Source organism: Allobosea sp. FG18, from assembly GCF_057809495.1.
The window spans coordinates 68,684-83,381 of sequence record NZ_JBMDKB010000019.1 but is presented as its reverse complement, the minus strand read 5'-3'; the positions used below and the strand labels follow the sequence as shown (position 1 = coordinate 83,381).

The window sequence follows — 14,698 nt, the reverse complement described above, 5'->3', positions numbered from 1 at the left end:
AGAAGAGCCAGCCATGACCCTCGCCAGCGATTTCGCGGGCTTGCCGACGCATGCCCAGAATCCAGCCCCGCATCGCGATTTCAGCCGTTATCGCATCGTCCCCGCCCGCTATCCCGGGCGGACCATCGGCACGGTCTTCGCCGCCATCGTGATCTTCGCGATCGTGAATTCGGTGCTCTCCAATCCGCGTTGGGGCTGGGATGTCTTCGCGGAGTGGTTCTTCGCCGAACCCGTACTGGTCGGGCTCGGCCGCACGCTGTTCCTGACGCTGCTCGGCACGGTCTTCGGCTTCCTGTTCGGCACCTTGCTGGCGCTGGCGCGGGTCTCCGGTTCGCCGCTGCTCGCCTCGCTCTCCTGGAGCTATGTCTGGCTCTTCCGCTCGATCCCGCTGATTGTGCTGCTGCTGATCCTGAACAATCTCGGCTATCTCTACAGCACGATCTGGCTGGGCATTCCCTTCACCGATATCGGCTTCGGCTCATGGTCGACCACGCAGCTGATCACGCCCTTCTTCGCGGCCGTGCTGGGTCTCACCCTCAACGCCGCCGCCTTCTCATCCGAGATCGTCCGCGGCGGCATCCTCGCCGTCGACCAGGGCCAACACGAGGCCGCGGCTGCGCTCGGCCTGCCGAAGCACCGCCAGGTCTCGCGGATCGTGCTGCCGCAGGCGATGCGCTCGATCCTGCCGACCGCCTTCAACGAGATCATCAGCCTCGCCAAGGGTACGAGCCAAGTCTACATCCTCGCCCTGCCGGAGCTGTTCTACACCATCCAGGTCATCTACCGGCGCAATCTCGAGGTGATCCCGCTGCTGATGGTAGCGACGGTCTGGTACCTCGTCATCCTCAGCGTCCTCTCCTTCTTCCAGCGCCATATCGAGCGGCACTATGCCCGTGGCGCCCTGCGCAACCCGCCTCCGTCGGCTATCGACACGGCCCTGCGCTGGCTCGGCCGGAACCGCGCCACCACGACGACCGCCAGCGCCGGCTTCACCGCCCCGACGCAGGCCTCTGCCGCTCCGCGCACGGCCTCGCTCGCAACGCTCTCCCCGCGCAGCGGCGGCGAGATCCGCATCAGCCATGTCTCGAAGAGCTTCGGCCCGCTCAAGGTGCTCGACGATGTCAGCCTGGCGCTGCGCCCCGGCAGCGTCACCGCGATCATCGGCCAGTCCGGCTCGGGCAAGTCGACCCTGCTGCGCTCGATCAACCATCTGGAGCGCGTCGACGAGGGCTTCATCGCCATCGACGGCGAGCTGATCGGCTACCGGCAGGACGGCGAAACGCTCTACGAACTGAAGGAGAAGGACATTCTGGCCCGGCGCGTCGATGTCGGCATGGTCTTCCAGAACTTCAATCTCTTCCCGCATCTCACCGCGATCGAGAACATCGCCGAGGCACCGGTGACCGTGCGCGGCCTCTCCCGCGAGCAGGCTTCTGCCGAGGCGCAGGAACTGCTCGCCCGCGTCGGCCTCGCCGAGAAGGCGAATGCCTATCCGCGCCAGCTCTCCGGCGGCCAGCAGCAGCGCGTCGCCATCGCCCGCGCCCTCGCCCTCAAGCCGAAGGTCCTGCTCTTCGACGAGCCGACCTCGGCGCTCGATCCCGAGCTCGTCGGCGAAGTCCTCGACGTCATCAAGGAGCTCGCCCGCTCCGGCACGACGCTGGTCATCGTCACCCATGAGATCGGATTTGCCCGCGAGGTCGCCGACCAGGTCGTCTTCATGGAGGCCGGCCGCATCGTCGAGAGCGGCGCCCCGGCCGACGTGCTCGGCAATCCCAGCCACACCCGCACCCGCGAATTCCTCGCCAAGGTGCTCTGAATTCCCCGCCACACCCCACAAGGAATCCGACCATGATCACGCGACGCAATTCTCTGAGCCTTCTCGTCGGCGCCGCATCGGCCGCGCTCATCCCCGCCGGCGCCTTCGCCCAGCAGGTCGTCGACCTCTCGCCAGAGCAGCCTGGCCGCCCCCGCGCCGAGCGCGATGAGGAGGCGATCAGGCTCATCGCCAAGGACGCCAAATTCGCCAAGGATGGCGTCTTCACCGTGGGCAACAACACCGGCCGCTTTCCGTTCAGCGGCTTTGCGAACGACAACAAGACGGTCATCGGCGGCGAGGCCGAGATCGCGCAACTTGTCGCGGACGCGCTGGGCCGCAAGCTGGAGGTCGTCACGACTGCCTGGGCGGACTGGCCGCTCGGCGTCGTCTCCGGCAAGTTCGACGCGGTGATCTCCAACGTCACCGTCACCGAGCAGCGCAAGGAGAAGTTCGACTTCTCGACTTATCGCAAGGACCTGCTCGGCTTCTACGTGAAGAAGGGCAACGAGATCGACATTCGCGAGCCCCGCGATGTGGCGGGCCTCAAGGTCATCGTCGGCGCCGGAACCAATCAGGAGCAGATCCTGCTGCGCTGGAACGAGGCCAATCTCAAGGCCGGGCTGAAGCCGGTCGACATCCAGTACTACGACGACGATGTCGTGCTCTATCTCGCGCTCGAATCCGGCCGTGCGGACGCCTATCTCGGCCCCAATGCGCTGCTGAGCTTCAAGGCCGCGCAGGAGGGCAAGACCCGGCTCGCCGGCAATTTCTCCGGCGGCTGGCCGGTTCTGGCCGAGATCGCTGTGACCACCCGCAAGGGCGCTGGGCTCGCCGAGGCCATCACCCAGGCGCTCAACACCCAGATCAGGAACGGCAACTACGCCAAGGTGCTGGCCCGCTGGAACCTCTCGGCCGAGGCGATCGAGGCATCGCGCACCAACCCGCCCGGCCTGCCGAAGGCGTGAACTCCTCGCCCGACTGCCGAAACTTTCGAGAACTGGAGACCATCATGATCCCGCGACGGACACTCCTGTCGCTGCTCGTCGGCGCGCTCAGCGCCGCGAGCCTGCCCGCCCTCGCCCAGCAATCGCCCTTCGATCTCGGCCCGGAGCAGCCCGACCGCATCCGCGCCGACGAGGACCCGGCCGCCATCGCCGCTGTGCCCAAGGGGTTCAAGTTCGTCGAGCCCGGCGTCTTGACCGTCGGCATCAGCCCCGGCGGACCGCCACTCACGACCTATGCGACAGACGCCAAGACCGTGATCGGCGCCGATCCCGACTTCGCCCAGCTCATCGCCGACAGCCTCGGCCTCAAGCTGAACCTCGTCCCGCTTGCCTGGGCCGACTGGCCGCTCGGCCTGACCTCCGGAAAATATGACGCCGTCATCTCGAATGTCGGCGTCACCGAGCAGCGCAAGGAGAAGTTCGACTTCTCGACCTATCGCCTCGGCCTGCACGGCTTCTTCGTCAAGGCCGACAGCAAGGTCACGAGCATCAAGGAGCCGAAGGACGCAGCCGGCCTGAGCTTCAGCGTCGGCGGCGGCACCAATCAGGAGCGCATCCTGCTGGAATGGAGCAAGCAGAACGTCGCGGCCGGCCTGAAACCGCTCGAACTGCAGCTCTTCGATGACGAAGCCGCCCGGCTCGTCGCCTTGCGGGGCGGCCGCGTCGATGTCGTCGTGCAGCCCCACGCCCAGCTCGTCTTCATCGCGGCCCGCGACAAGGACATCAAGCGCATCGGCACGCTGAGCGCCGGCTGGCCGCTGAAATCCGATGTCGCGATCACCACGCGCAAGGGCAGCGGCCTCGTCGATGCCCTGACGCTCGCCACCAACAACCTGATCAAGTCGGGAAAATACCGGCAGGCGCTGGCCCGCTGGGGCATCGAGGAGGAAGCGGTGGAGCGCTCCGAGACCAACCCGCCCGGCCTGCCCAAGTACTGAGATCAAGAACCGACGGACATGACGAAGCTCTCGATCCGGCACATCGCCTTCCTCACCCCCGGCAACTACGACGATGCCGATCCGCGCCGCGGGCTCGAAGACACGCTTTCGCTCTTCGAGCATGGCGAGGCCATCGGCTTCGACAGCGCCTGGATACGCCAGCGCCATCTCGAACCAGGTGTCTCCTCGGCGGCGGCCTTCCTCGCCGCCGCGACCCAGCGCACGCGCCGGATCGGGCTCGGCACGGCGGTCATCCAGATGGGCTACGAGAACCCGTTCCGGCTGGCCGAGGACCTTTCGCTGGTGGACGTGCTCTCGGCCGGCAGGTTGAACATCGGCCTCAGCGCCGGGCCACCGCCCTTCGGCAAGCTTTTGGGCCATCGCCTCCTCGACGGTGATCCGGCCGCGATCGATTTTTCGCATGCCCGCGTCGCCCGTCTGGCGAAGAACATCGAAGGCGAATGGCTCGGCGATGCCGATACGCGCATCACCTCGGCCGCCGGCGAACACCGCCCGCGCCTGCGTCCGCACGCGCCCGGCCTGCGGCAGCGGCTCTGGTATGGCGGCTGCTCGCTGCGCTCGGCACGCTGGGCGGCGGAGAACGGCTTTCACCTGCTCGTCGGCAACATCAATACGGCCGAGGAGACCGACGGCTTCTTCGAAGTGCAGCGGAGCCATATCGAGACCTTCCGCGCCCACTGGAAGGGCGAAAGCCAACCGCGCATCGCCGTCGGCCGCGTCATCGTCCCGCTCGACGGCGCCGATACGGCGACACGCCAGCGCTATCACGACTATGCCGCGAGCCGGCACGCCCGCACGCTTGGCCCCCAGGGCGAGCGACGGACCCAGTTCACATCGGATCTCGTCGGAACCGCAGCCGAGCTGATCGAACGCCTCGCGGCGGACCCGATCCTGCCGCTGGTCGACACGCTGCGGCTGGAACTGCCCTATAATTTCAGCATCGACGACTACCGCCAGATCACCGCCGATTTCGCAGGGCTCATCGCCCCCGCGCTCGGCTGGCGCGGCGGCGTCGAGCTGAAGGGCGCGGCTTGAACGGCCAACGTCCATCAGCCCTTGATCATAGCGACTTCACACCACCCCTTGTCATTCCGGGGCTTCGCGCAGCGAAGAACCCGGAACCCACGACGGGGTGAGCCATTTGCAGCCGAGGAAGACATGTCCCACCCCGTCGTGGGTTCCGGGTTCGCGCCTGCGGCGCGCCCCGGAATGACAAGGGTAGTGCCGGATCAAATTGCCTGACCGCCTACCGCTCCTCGATGGCGAGCACCGCGAAACTCGCAAGCCAGTGCTCGCCCATATAGTCGCCGGCAATATGCGGCAGTCCCGTTTCGAGATGGAGCCTTGCCGCATCAGCGATGACCGGGCGCCGCACATCCCAATCCGGCAGCGCCGCAGCCAGCGCGCTCCAGCACCAGGCGCGGCTGAGATTGAGCCCGTCGAGATGCGCGATCTTGCCGTCGGTCCGGTCGGTCACGGTCGCCGGCTTGAACAGGATCGCCGGCTGCTGCTGCGCGATCCGTGGCAGGAAACGCTCGAACCAGGGCAGGAACTGTTCCGCCGGCAGCAGGCGGCGCATGCACTCCGCCTCGATCAGCGCCGAAGACTGGAAATCGTCGCCGCTCGGCTCGCCCCAGGCCGGGCAATCCTCGTCCGCGCCGTACCAGCGCAGTGCCGTCTCGCGCAGCAGCGTCAGGAAGGCGCCATCCCCGGTCGCGTCGGCATAATCGGCCGCCATCCGCAGGCCGAACGCCGTGTTGAAATGCGTGCCGACCCGCACCGGATAGGTCGCGATCGGCAGGAAATCGCGGAAGCGCTGGGCGAAGGCCTCGGCGAGCGGTTCCAGCGCCCGGCTCCAGCGCCCGTCGTCGAGCCCGTTCAACTCGGATGCGAGCTTGAGCAGCCAGCCCCAGCCATAGGGCCGCTTGAAGCCGCGCGCCGTCGGCTGAGCGAGATAGGCGCATTCGACCGCGATCTTCTCCGGGACGAGCTGCTCATCGAACAGCGCGACGATATCGGCAGCCGCTTCCATCTTCGGATAGCGCCGCAACAAGCGCGCCAGCATCCAGTAGCTGTGCACGCAGGAGTGCCAGTCATAGCTGCCATAGAATACCGGATGCAGCTGGCTCGGCGTCTGCGCGTCCTGTGGGCCGGCCAGCGTATGGTCCGGCTTGTTCGGGTATTCGCGGCGGACATGGCCGAGCGCGATGCGGGCAAAACGCTGGGCGATCTCTTCGGTCAGCTTGGGGGTGGTCATGAAGTGGCTTTCTCCGGCGTGGCCCAGCGTATCAGGAATGCGATCAGGCGGGGGGTCATGTAGATCGGAAACTGCGTCGCGGCGAAGAAAAGCGCCATGGTCGGCGAGGTCGAGGCGCCAAGCGCCGACCAGACCAGCCCGACATTGCGATTGCCCAGGATCAGCCCGATGCCGAGCCGCTCGGCCAACGTGCCAGGCAGCAGGACTGCGCCAAGCCCCTGAAGGGCGAGGTTGCAGGCGAAGGCGAGCGCGATACAGGCAAGGGCGACCGTGGGCTCCGCCTCGATCTGGGCGCGCACACCCGCCATCGTCGAGATCGCGAAGATCAGCAGAGCGGCCAACACCAGCCCGTCGATGGCATCGGCATGGCGTTTCAAGGTTCCTGCCGCGCGGCTCCTCAGGGTCAGCGCGACGCCGCCCGCTCCGGCAGTCAACACGAACAGCCGCAGCGCCAGTTCGACCGGTTCAAACGCAATCCCGGCGAACCATGACGCCAGCAGCGGCACACTCAGTGGCGCCAGCGCCATCGACAGCAGGGTGACCGCAAGCGGGATCGTCGCATCGAGCCCCAGCATCCGTGCCACGGCGGCCGTGCCACCCGATGGCGGCGCGCAGACCGCGAGCACCATGGCAAGGGCCAACTCAGGACCCACGCCTGTGAGGTGAGCGGCCATCCCGACCAAGACAGGGCAGACCAGCATCACCACGACCGGCAACAGAGCCGAGAAGCGCGGCTGCTGCAGCGTCCGCATGAAATCGGCCGCATTTACCCGGAGCAGCGTGCCGAGCACGATGACGAAGATCGACACCGCCATTGCCGGACGAACGGCCTCGGCCAGAGCCGGAAAGGCAAGGCCGGCGAGCACGCCGACGATCAGCAGGGTGGGCCCGCGCGGCATAAGGCGCAGAAGGGTACTCGTCATGCGGCGTCCGGCCCATTGATCGTGTCGGGCGTACGCTAGGTCGAGCGATTCCATTATTGAAATCGATTTTTGATATCTGCATCATTGTTCAAATGAATTTAGCCGCCATCGATCTCAACCTGCTGGTGGCCTTCGAGGCCTTGATGGAGGAACGCCACGTCACGCGCGCGGCGAGCCGCATCGGGCTGGCCCAGCCCTCGATGAGCAGCGCACTCAGACGGCTGCGTGACCTGTTCGGCGACGAGCTCTTCCTGCGCGGCCCCGGCGGCATGCAGCCGACCGACAAGGCGCTGGCTCTGGCGCAACCGATCGGCGCGGCACTGGAGCAGATCCGCGGCGCGTTCGCCCCCGGACAGGGCTTCGACCCGTCCACCTCGCGGCGGCGCTTCACGATTGCCGTGACGGATTATGGCGACCTCGTCATCGTCCCCGCCCTCGTCGCGCTGCTGCGCCGGGAAGCGCCAGGCGTCGATCTTGCGGTACGTCCGATCACGGATGCCGCGGCGGCTTTGGCGAAGCTTGAACGCGGCGAACTCGACGCCTTGATCGGCGGCCATCTCCCGGATTCATCGACGAGCCTGCGCCAACAGTTGTTCGAGGAGCGCTTCGTCTGCATCCGCGATCGGAACCATGCCGCCGGCTCGGCCGCTCTCGACATCGGCGAATATGCCGCCCTGCCCCACGCCTTGTTCTCGGCGGCCGGCGGTGACGGTTTGCCGAGCGCGATCGACGACAGGCTGGCGCGCCAAGGCCTGAAGCGGCGCGTGGCGGTCACGCTCCCCCATGTCGTCGCGGTGCCCTTCACTGTCGCCGGCACCGATCTCGTGGCGACCATGGCCGAACGTGTGGCCCGGCGCTTCGCGGAGAGTGCCGGGGTTGCGGTGCTGCCATTGCCGTTCGAGAGTCAGGCCTTCGCCATCGATCTCGTCCACGCCCGGCGCGCGCTGGCCGACCCTGCTCTGCGCTGGCTCGTCGAAGCCGTCGCGAGAGCGGCCGCCTGATCCGCCATGGAGCTGCAACCCCGCCATCTCCTGCCGTGGGGCCCCCTCGTCCATTCGGTATGATCTAACCAAGACAGCGCGCTCTCGGAGCTTCGGCCGGGCAGAGCCGCCAATTCATTCGCCTGAGGGGAAACGCCGTGGATCTGCCTGCCAACACCTTCAAGGCCGCGCTGAAGCGCGGCGAGCTTCAGATCGGATTGTGGAGCAGCCTGTGCAGCCCGATCGTGTCCGAGATCATCAGCCAGAGCGGCTTCGACTGGATTCTGGTCGACACCGAGCACTCGCCCAACGAGCCGCCCGACGTTCTCGCCCAGCTCCAGGCCCTGAAGGGCGGCACCGCGACCCCGATCGTCCGCCCGGCCTGGAATGACGCCGTGCTGCTGAAGCGCCTGCTCGATATCGGCGTGCAGGCCGTGCTCGTGCCCTTCGTCCAGAACGCCGAGGAAGCCCGCAGGGCCGTCGCCGCCTGCCGCTATCCGCCCGCCGGCATCCGCGGCATCACGACCAGCGGCCGCGGCAGCCATTACGGACGCGTGCCGGACTATCTCAAGCGCGCCGATGGCGAGATCTGTGTGCTGGTGCAGGTCGAGACCGGCGAGGCGCTCGCCCGCATCGAGGAGATCGCCTCGGTCGACGGCGTCGACGGCGTCTTCATCGGCCCGGCCGATCTTTCGGCCTCGCTCGGCCATATCGGCAATCCCGGCCATCCCGAGGTTCAAGCCGCGATCCAGGACGCCGTGAAGCGCCTGACCGCGATCGGCAAGCCGGCCGGCATCCTGACGCCGTCCGAGCCCGATGCGCGTCGTTATATCGAATGGGGCTATCGCTTCGTCGCCGTCGGCTCCGACCTCGGCCTCATGACCAAGCATGCCGACGCGCTGGCCAAGGCTTTCGCCGGTCAGCGCTGATCGCGCGGTTTGGGTTGTGGACTAAGCCGCAGCGGCTTCGAACCACCCTTGTCATTCCGGGGCGCGCCGCAGGCGCGAACCCGGAACCCACGACTGGGCTGGACATCGCAAAGCCGGTTGTGAAGGGCTCACCCGGTCGTGGGTTCCGGGTTCTTCGCTGCGCGAAGCCCCGGGATGACAACGGCGATTCTCGGCGGCCCGGGCAAGCCGGCCCCCGGCCCTCACTCGATCTTCACATTCGCCTTCTGCGCGACCTCGGCCCAGCGCTTGGTCTCGGAGGCGATATGGGCGGCGAACTGCTCCTGGCTCGACCCGACCGGATCGACGCCGAGCTTCTTCAACTGCTCGATCACCGGCGGCTCGCGCATGATCGCCTGCGTCTCCGACGAGAGCTTGGCGACGATCTCCTTCGGCACGCCGGAGGGCGCGAAAAAGCCGTGCCAGGAGCTGGCATCATAGCCCGGAATGAATTCCGACAGGGCAGGCAGGTCCGGGGCGACCGCGAGCCGCTTCGGCGTCGCTGTGGCGAGCGCGCGGATCTTGCCAGCCTGCACATGCGGCCAGGCGATGGTGATATTGTCGAAGGTGATCTGGATCTGGCCGGAGAGCAGGTCCTGCGTCACTTGCCCGCTCGATCGATAGGGCACATGCACCATGTCGGTGCCGGTCGAGACCTTGAACAGCTCGGCCGCCATATGGGTCGAGGTGCCCGCCCCCGACGAGCCGAAGGAGTACTTGTTCGGATTTTTCTTCAGGAGATCGATGAGCTCCGGCACAGTCTTGGCCGGCAGGTCGATATTGACCATCAGGATGTTCGGCACGCTCGCCACCTGCGATATCGGCGCGAAATCCTTGACGTGGTCGAAGGGCAGCTTCGCATAGACGGCCGGGTTGATCGCATGGCTCGACACCGTGCCCATGGTCAGCGTGTAGCCGTCGGCCGGCGCCCGCGCGACCGCTGCGACGCCGGTATTGCCGCCGGCACCGGGCCGGTTCTCGACGATGAACTTGCCGCCGAGCCGCTGGCCCAGCCGGTCGGCCAGGACGCGCCCGAGCAGGTCGGTGGTGCCGCCGGCCGCGAAGGGCACGACGATGGCGACGACCTTGCTGCCGGGATAGTCGCCCTGCGCGAAGGCGGGCCCTGCTGCAGCCAGGCAGGCGGCGGCGATGATGGTCCTGCGCGTGATGCTCATCGGTTCGTCTCCCCGTCGCGGACAATTCCGCCTGCACCTCATGACGGGCGCTTACCCAAGCGATAACACAGGATCGCAGATTTGAAATCTGAAATTTCAGATTGCTGGACACACGGCTTTATGCTGTTTGATGGCCATGGCGCATGAGCCGGCAACCGCGGTGGAGCGGCTTCGGCAGCGCGCCCCCGGAAGAACCATGTTGCAGCCTGCCGTCGAACCCGTCGCGCCCGATCTGCTGCGCTCTCTGCGCGAGCATGTCCACGAGCGCCTGCGCCGCGCCATCGTCGCCGGCCGCTTCCGCAATGGCGAGCGCCTGAACGAGCGCCACCTCGCCGAGATGCTCGGCGTCAGCACGACCCCGGTGAAGGACGCGATCCGCAAGCTCGAAAGCGAGGGGCTGGTCCGGACGGAGGCGCGCCGCGGCGTCTTCGTCGAGTTCTCGCCCCGGCAGGCGCTGGAGATGGCGCTGGGTCGCGCCGCGCTCGAAAGCGTCATGGCCCACATCGCCGCCAATCACCTGACCGAGGATGGCGCAGCCGAGCTCGGTCAACTGATCGCCGAGATGGAGCAGGCGACGGAGCATGGCGATCTCGAAGACCTCGTCGCGCTGAACGAGACCTATCACCGCGCGATCCATCGCATCTCCGGCTGCACCTATCTGGAACGCCGCCTCGACGGCCAGCGCATGTACGACCATGCCCAGCGCATCGCCCTGCATTCCGAACCGGACGAGCGCCGTCGCGGCTTCGAGGAACATCGGGAGATCTACGAGGCGCTCCTGGCGCGCGATCCCGCGCGCGCCGAACTCAGGATGCGCCGTCACATCGTCCGCTCGGCGAAGGCCCATGTCAGGCTGGTTTTCGGCGCGGATGCGGAGGGACTGGATTATGACGAATGACAAGGTCCGCCGCGCGCTGCGCGGCATTTCCGGCGTCCATGTCACCGCCTGGAAGGCGGATGGCGAGGCCGATTGGGCGCTGACCGGCAGGATCGTCCGGCGCATCGCCGAGGCCGGCATCCACAACATCGTCTCGGCCGGCAATACCGGCGAGTTCTACCCGATGACGACGGCCGAGGTGGAGCGCTCGCACGCCACCGCCGCCGAAGCCACCGCCGGCAAGGCGCTGGTCACGGCCGGCATCGGCCGCTCCCTGCGCGAGGCCGTCGCGACGGGCAAGCTCGCGGCCAAGGCCGGCTGCGATGCTGCCATGGTGCATCACCCGCTCGATCCCTTCGCCGCCCCGCAATCGCAGGCGGACTACATCCTCGCCATCGCCGAAGCGCTGACGATCCCGCTCGTCGCCTATATCCGCTCGGACGCCATCGGCGTGAAGGACCTGATCCGCGTCGCGACCCACCCGAACGTCGCCGGCGTGAAATTCGCCTCGCACAACATGATGCTGCTCGCCGATTGCGTGCGCGAGACCGAAGGCTCCTCCGCCAACTGGATCTGCGGCCTCGCCGAGGGTTGGGCCGCGCCCTTCTATGCACTCGGTGCGCGGGGCTTCACCTCAGGCCTGATCAATGTCGCGCCGGAACGCTCGCTCGCAGTCTGGCGCGCGCTGGAAGCCGGCGATTACGACACGGCCCGCCGCGAGGTCGATGCCATCGCCGGCTTCGAGAAGCTGCGCACCAAATACGGCAACGGCGCCAATGTCACCGTGGTGAAGGAAGCGCTGGGCCTGCTCGGAACCGATGTCGGCCCGGTCCGCCTCCCTGGCCTGCCCGAACTGAACGAGGCCGAGCGGGCTGAGCTGCACGGCATTGTTTCGGGCTGGGGTAGCCAGCGCGTCGCGGCGGAATAACCTCTGTCATTCCGGGGCATCGCGCAGCGATGAACCTGGAACCCACGACGGGGCGAGCCCTTCAAAGAGAGCGAGGATCGCCTCGCCCGGTCGTGGGTTCCGGGTTCGGCCCTGCGGACCGCCCCGGAATGACAAACCGTCGAACCAACGAAAAATCACCGAGGAAACGCCCATGTCCGCCCGCCCCCGCAAGACGCCCGAGACCCTGCGCAGCTGGCGCTGGTTCGGGGCGAGCGACCTGCGCTCCTTCGGGCATCGTTCGCGAGCCTTGCAGATGGGCTTCGGCCACGAGGAGTTCATGGGCAAGCCGGTCATCGGCATCATCAACACCTGGTCCGAGATCAACCCCTGTCACACCCACCTGCGCGATCGCGCCGAGGCGGTGAAGCGCGCGGTCTGGGCGGCCGGCGGCTTCCCGATCGAAATCCCCGTCATGTCGGTTTCCGAGCAATATCAGAAGCCTACAACCATGCTCTATCGCAATTTCCTGGCGATGGAGACCGAGGAATCGATCCGCTCCCATCCGCTTGATGGCGCCGTGCTGCTCGGCGGCTGCGACAAGTCCACACCGGCTCTGATCATGGGCGCCTGCAGCGCCGGCCTGCCCTTCATCTTCGTGCCGGCCGGGCCGATGCTGCGCGGCAACTGGGCCGGCAAGGTGCTCGGCTCCGGCGCCGATGTCTGGAAATACTGGGCCGAGAAGGAAGCCGGCAACATCACCGACGACCAGTGGAAGGATATGGAGAGCGGCATCGCCCGCTCCTACGGCACCTGCATGGTGATGGGCACCGCCGCGACGATGATGAGCCATGCCGAAGTGCTCGGCCTCACCCTGCCCGGCGCCTCCGCCATCCCCGCCGCCGACGCCGCCCATCCGCGCATGGCCGCGATGGCAGGCAAGCGCATCGTCGAGATGGTCTGGGAAGACCTGACGCCTGACCAGATCCTGACCCGCAAAAGCTTCGAGAACGCACTGACGGTCCATATGGCCGTCGCCGGCTCGACCAATGCGATCATCCATCTCGTCGCCATGGCTGGCCGCGCCGGCGTGCCGCTGACGCCGGACGATTTCGACGCCTTCTCGCGCAACGTCCCGGTCGTCGCGAACCTGCGCCCCTCCGGCGATTTCCTGATGGAGGATTTCTTCTATGCCGGCGGCCTGCCCGCCCTGCTGAAGCAGCTCGAAAGCAAACTCCACACCGACGCGATGACCGTGACCGGCAAGCCGATAGCGGAGACCATCGCGCTCGCCCAGGTCTATGACGACAACGTCATTCGCCCGCTCGACAAACCCGTCTCGACCGCCAATGGGCTCGCCGTGCTCAAGGGCAACCTCGCGCCGGACGGCTGCGTCATCAAGCCTTCCGCCGCCGAGCCGCGCCTGCTGAAGCATTCCGGGCCTGCGCTGGTCTTCGAGCACTACGATGCGATGATGCAGGCCGTGAATGACGAGAACCTCGACGTCACCGCAGACCACATCATGGTGCTCAAGAATTGCGGCCCGGTCGGCGGGCCCGGCATGCCGGAATGGGGCATGCTGCCGATCCCGAAGAAGCTCTTGAAACAGGGCGTGCGCGACATGCTGCGCATCTCGGACGCGCGCATGTCCGGCACCAGCTACGGCGCCTGCATCCTCCATGTCGCGCCGGAGGCCTATATCAAGGGCCCACTCGCGGCGGTTCAGACCGGCGACATCATCAGCGTCGATGTCGAGGCGCGCAGCATCTCGGTCAATCTCTCGGAAGCCGAGATCGCCGCCCGCCTGGCCGTCTGGGCGCCACCGAACCGCGACTATCCGCGCGGCTGGGGCAAGATGTCGGCGGCTCATATCCGCCAGGCCGACAAGGGCTGTGATTTCGACTATCTGGAAGGGACGGCGAAGGTGCCGGAACCCGAGATCCATTGATGCCGGATATCCGCGACATCGAGCGCGTCGCCATCATCGGCGCCGGGCTGATCGGCAGCTCCTGGGCGGCCCTCGCCATGGGCCACGGCCTGAACGTCACAGCCTACGACCCCGCACCCGGCGCGGAGGAACGGTTCCGCCATGCCGTCGAGCGTGCCCGCGAGCAGCTCGCCGAGCTCGGCTTGGCCAATACCGGCCAATACGAGTTCACCACCGATCTCGACGAAGCTCTGCAAGGCGTTGATTTCGTTCAGGAGAACGGACCGGAGAGCGAAGCGGCCAAGCGTGAGCTTCTTGCCCGTCTCGATGCGGCGCTGCCGCCTGAAGTCATCATTGCCAGCAGTACCTCGGCCCTGCTGCGCAGCGCGATCGTCGCCGATTGCCGGGACAAGCGCCGGGTGATCGTCGCGCATCCCTTCAACCCGCCGCATCTCGTGCCGCTGGTCGAGATCGTCGGCGAAGACGAGGCGGTGGTCGCAAAGGCTGCCGCATTCTATCGCAGCCTCGACCGGCGCCCGGTCATCCTCCAGCGCGAGATGCCCGGCCATGTCGCCAACCGGCTGGCCTCGGCGCTCTATCGCGAGGCCGTCCATCTGGTCGAGCAGGGCGTCGCCAGCGTCGCCGAGATCGACGCCGCGCTCTGCAACGGCCCCGGCCTGCGCTGGGCGCTGATGGGTCCGCACATGACCTATCATCTCGGCGGTGGCGAAGGCGGCATCGCCGGCTATCTCGCCCATCTCGGGCCGAGCCAGGTGCGGCGCTGGCAATCGCTCGGCACGCCCTCGCTGGACGAAAACGTCCAGCACAAGATCATCGAAGGTGTTGCCGAGGAAGCGGCCGGGCGCACGATCGCACAGCTCGAGGAACGTCGCGACGAAGGGCTCCTTTCCCTGCTGCGCGCCCGCAAGCTCGTCAGCGAGTGAGCC

13 protein-coding genes are annotated in these 14,698 nt (G+C 67.1%); 10 read left to right on the top strand and 3 right to left on the bottom strand.

The window, feature by feature from the left end; genetic code table 11:
- Nucleotides 1–13: 13 nt before the first annotated feature.
- The 4 genes from ACODTJ_RS20470 to ACODTJ_RS20455 are packed head-to-tail and all read left to right on the top strand — an operon-like array spanning nt 14 to nt 4,814.
- On the top strand, nt 14–1,816 hold the full coding sequence (locus tag ACODTJ_RS20470) for an amino acid ABC transporter permease/ATP-binding protein (RefSeq protein ID WP_454656527.1): 1,803 nt from the start codon (nt 14–16) through the stop codon (nt 1,814–1,816).
- 32 nt (nt 1,817–1,848) lie between these two features.
- Nucleotides 1,849–2,781 carry an ABC transporter substrate-binding protein gene (locus ACODTJ_RS20465; protein ID WP_454656526.1) on the top strand — a complete coding sequence of 311 codons (933 nt, stop codon included), beginning with the start codon at nt 1,849–1,851 and terminating at the stop codon, nt 2,779–2,781.
- A 44-nt stretch (nt 2,782–2,825) separates the two neighbouring features.
- Nucleotides 2,826–3,758 (top strand): ABC transporter substrate-binding protein, encoded by a 933-nt coding sequence (locus ACODTJ_RS20460; RefSeq protein WP_454656525.1) that lies wholly within the window; start codon nt 2,826–2,828, stop codon nt 3,756–3,758.
- A gap of 18 nt (nt 3,759–3,776) precedes the next feature.
- Nucleotides 3,777–4,814, top strand: a complete 1,038-nt coding sequence (locus tag ACODTJ_RS20455) for an LLM class flavin-dependent oxidoreductase (RefSeq protein ID WP_454656524.1) — start codon at nt 3,777–3,779, stop codon at nt 4,812–4,814.
- Nucleotides 4,815–5,025: 211 nt separating this feature from the next.
- Here ACODTJ_RS20455 and ACODTJ_RS20450 read toward each other — a convergent pair whose 3' ends face one another.
- Nucleotides 5,026–6,036, bottom strand: a complete 1,011-nt coding sequence (locus tag ACODTJ_RS20450) for a DUF2891 domain-containing protein (RefSeq protein ID WP_454656523.1) — start codon at nt 6,034–6,036, stop codon at nt 5,026–5,028.
- Nucleotides 6,033–7,013: a hypothetical protein gene (locus ACODTJ_RS20445; protein ID WP_454656522.1), complete on the bottom strand. Its 981-nt coding sequence runs from the start codon at nt 7,011–7,013 to the stop codon at nt 6,033–6,035. The genes ACODTJ_RS20450 and ACODTJ_RS20445 overlap by 4 nt, the downstream gene beginning before the upstream one ends.
- 38 nt (nt 7,014–7,051) lie before the next feature.
- On the opposite strand from ACODTJ_RS20445, the gene ACODTJ_RS20440 reads away from it, so the two are divergent.
- Both ACODTJ_RS20440 and ACODTJ_RS20435 read left to right on the top strand, forming a co-directional pair.
- On the top strand, nt 7,052–7,960 hold the full coding sequence (locus ACODTJ_RS20440) for a LysR family transcriptional regulator (protein ID WP_454656521.1): 909 nt from the start codon (nt 7,052–7,054) through the stop codon (nt 7,958–7,960).
- 137 nt (nt 7,961–8,097) lie between these two features.
- On the top strand, nt 8,098–8,868 hold the full coding sequence (locus tag ACODTJ_RS20435) for an HpcH/HpaI aldolase family protein (protein WP_454656520.1): 771 nt from the start codon (nt 8,098–8,100) through the stop codon (nt 8,866–8,868).
- Nucleotides 8,869–9,089: 221 nt separating this feature from the next.
- Here the strand turns inward: ACODTJ_RS20435 and ACODTJ_RS20430 are convergent, their stop codons facing one another.
- Nucleotides 9,090–10,061, bottom strand: coding sequence for a Bug family tripartite tricarboxylate transporter substrate binding protein (locus ACODTJ_RS20430; RefSeq protein WP_488849742.1), 972 nt, complete (start codon nt 10,059–10,061; stop codon nt 9,090–9,092).
- Nucleotides 10,062–10,257: 196 nt separating this feature from the next.
- Here ACODTJ_RS20430 and ACODTJ_RS20425 point away from each other — a divergent pair, with 196 nt between their 5' ends.
- The 4 genes from ACODTJ_RS20425 (at nt 10,258) to ACODTJ_RS20410 (ending at nt 14,695) form a co-directional block, all read left to right on the top strand.
- A complete protein-coding gene (locus tag ACODTJ_RS20425) occupies nt 10,258–10,959 on the top strand; it encodes a GntR family transcriptional regulator (protein ID WP_454656518.1) in 702 nt (233 codons plus the stop codon).
- Nucleotides 10,949–11,866: a dihydrodipicolinate synthase family protein gene (locus ACODTJ_RS20420; protein ID WP_454656517.1), complete on the top strand. Its 918-nt coding sequence runs from the start codon at nt 10,949–10,951 to the stop codon at nt 11,864–11,866. Before ACODTJ_RS20425 ends, ACODTJ_RS20420 begins: the two co-directional genes overlap by 11 nt.
- A gap of 172 nt (nt 11,867–12,038) precedes the next feature.
- Nucleotides 12,039–13,772 carry an L-arabinonate dehydratase gene (araD, locus tag ACODTJ_RS20415; RefSeq protein WP_454656516.1) on the top strand — a complete coding sequence of 578 codons (1,734 nt, stop codon included), beginning with the start codon at nt 12,039–12,041 and terminating at the stop codon, nt 13,770–13,772.
- Nucleotides 13,772–14,695 carry a 3-hydroxyacyl-CoA dehydrogenase NAD-binding domain-containing protein gene (locus tag ACODTJ_RS20410; RefSeq protein ID WP_454656515.1) on the top strand — a complete coding sequence of 308 codons (924 nt, stop codon included), beginning with the start codon at nt 13,772–13,774 and terminating at the stop codon, nt 14,693–14,695. Before araD ends, ACODTJ_RS20410 begins: the two co-directional genes overlap by 1 nt.
- Nucleotides 14,696–14,698: the final 3 nt, after the last annotated feature.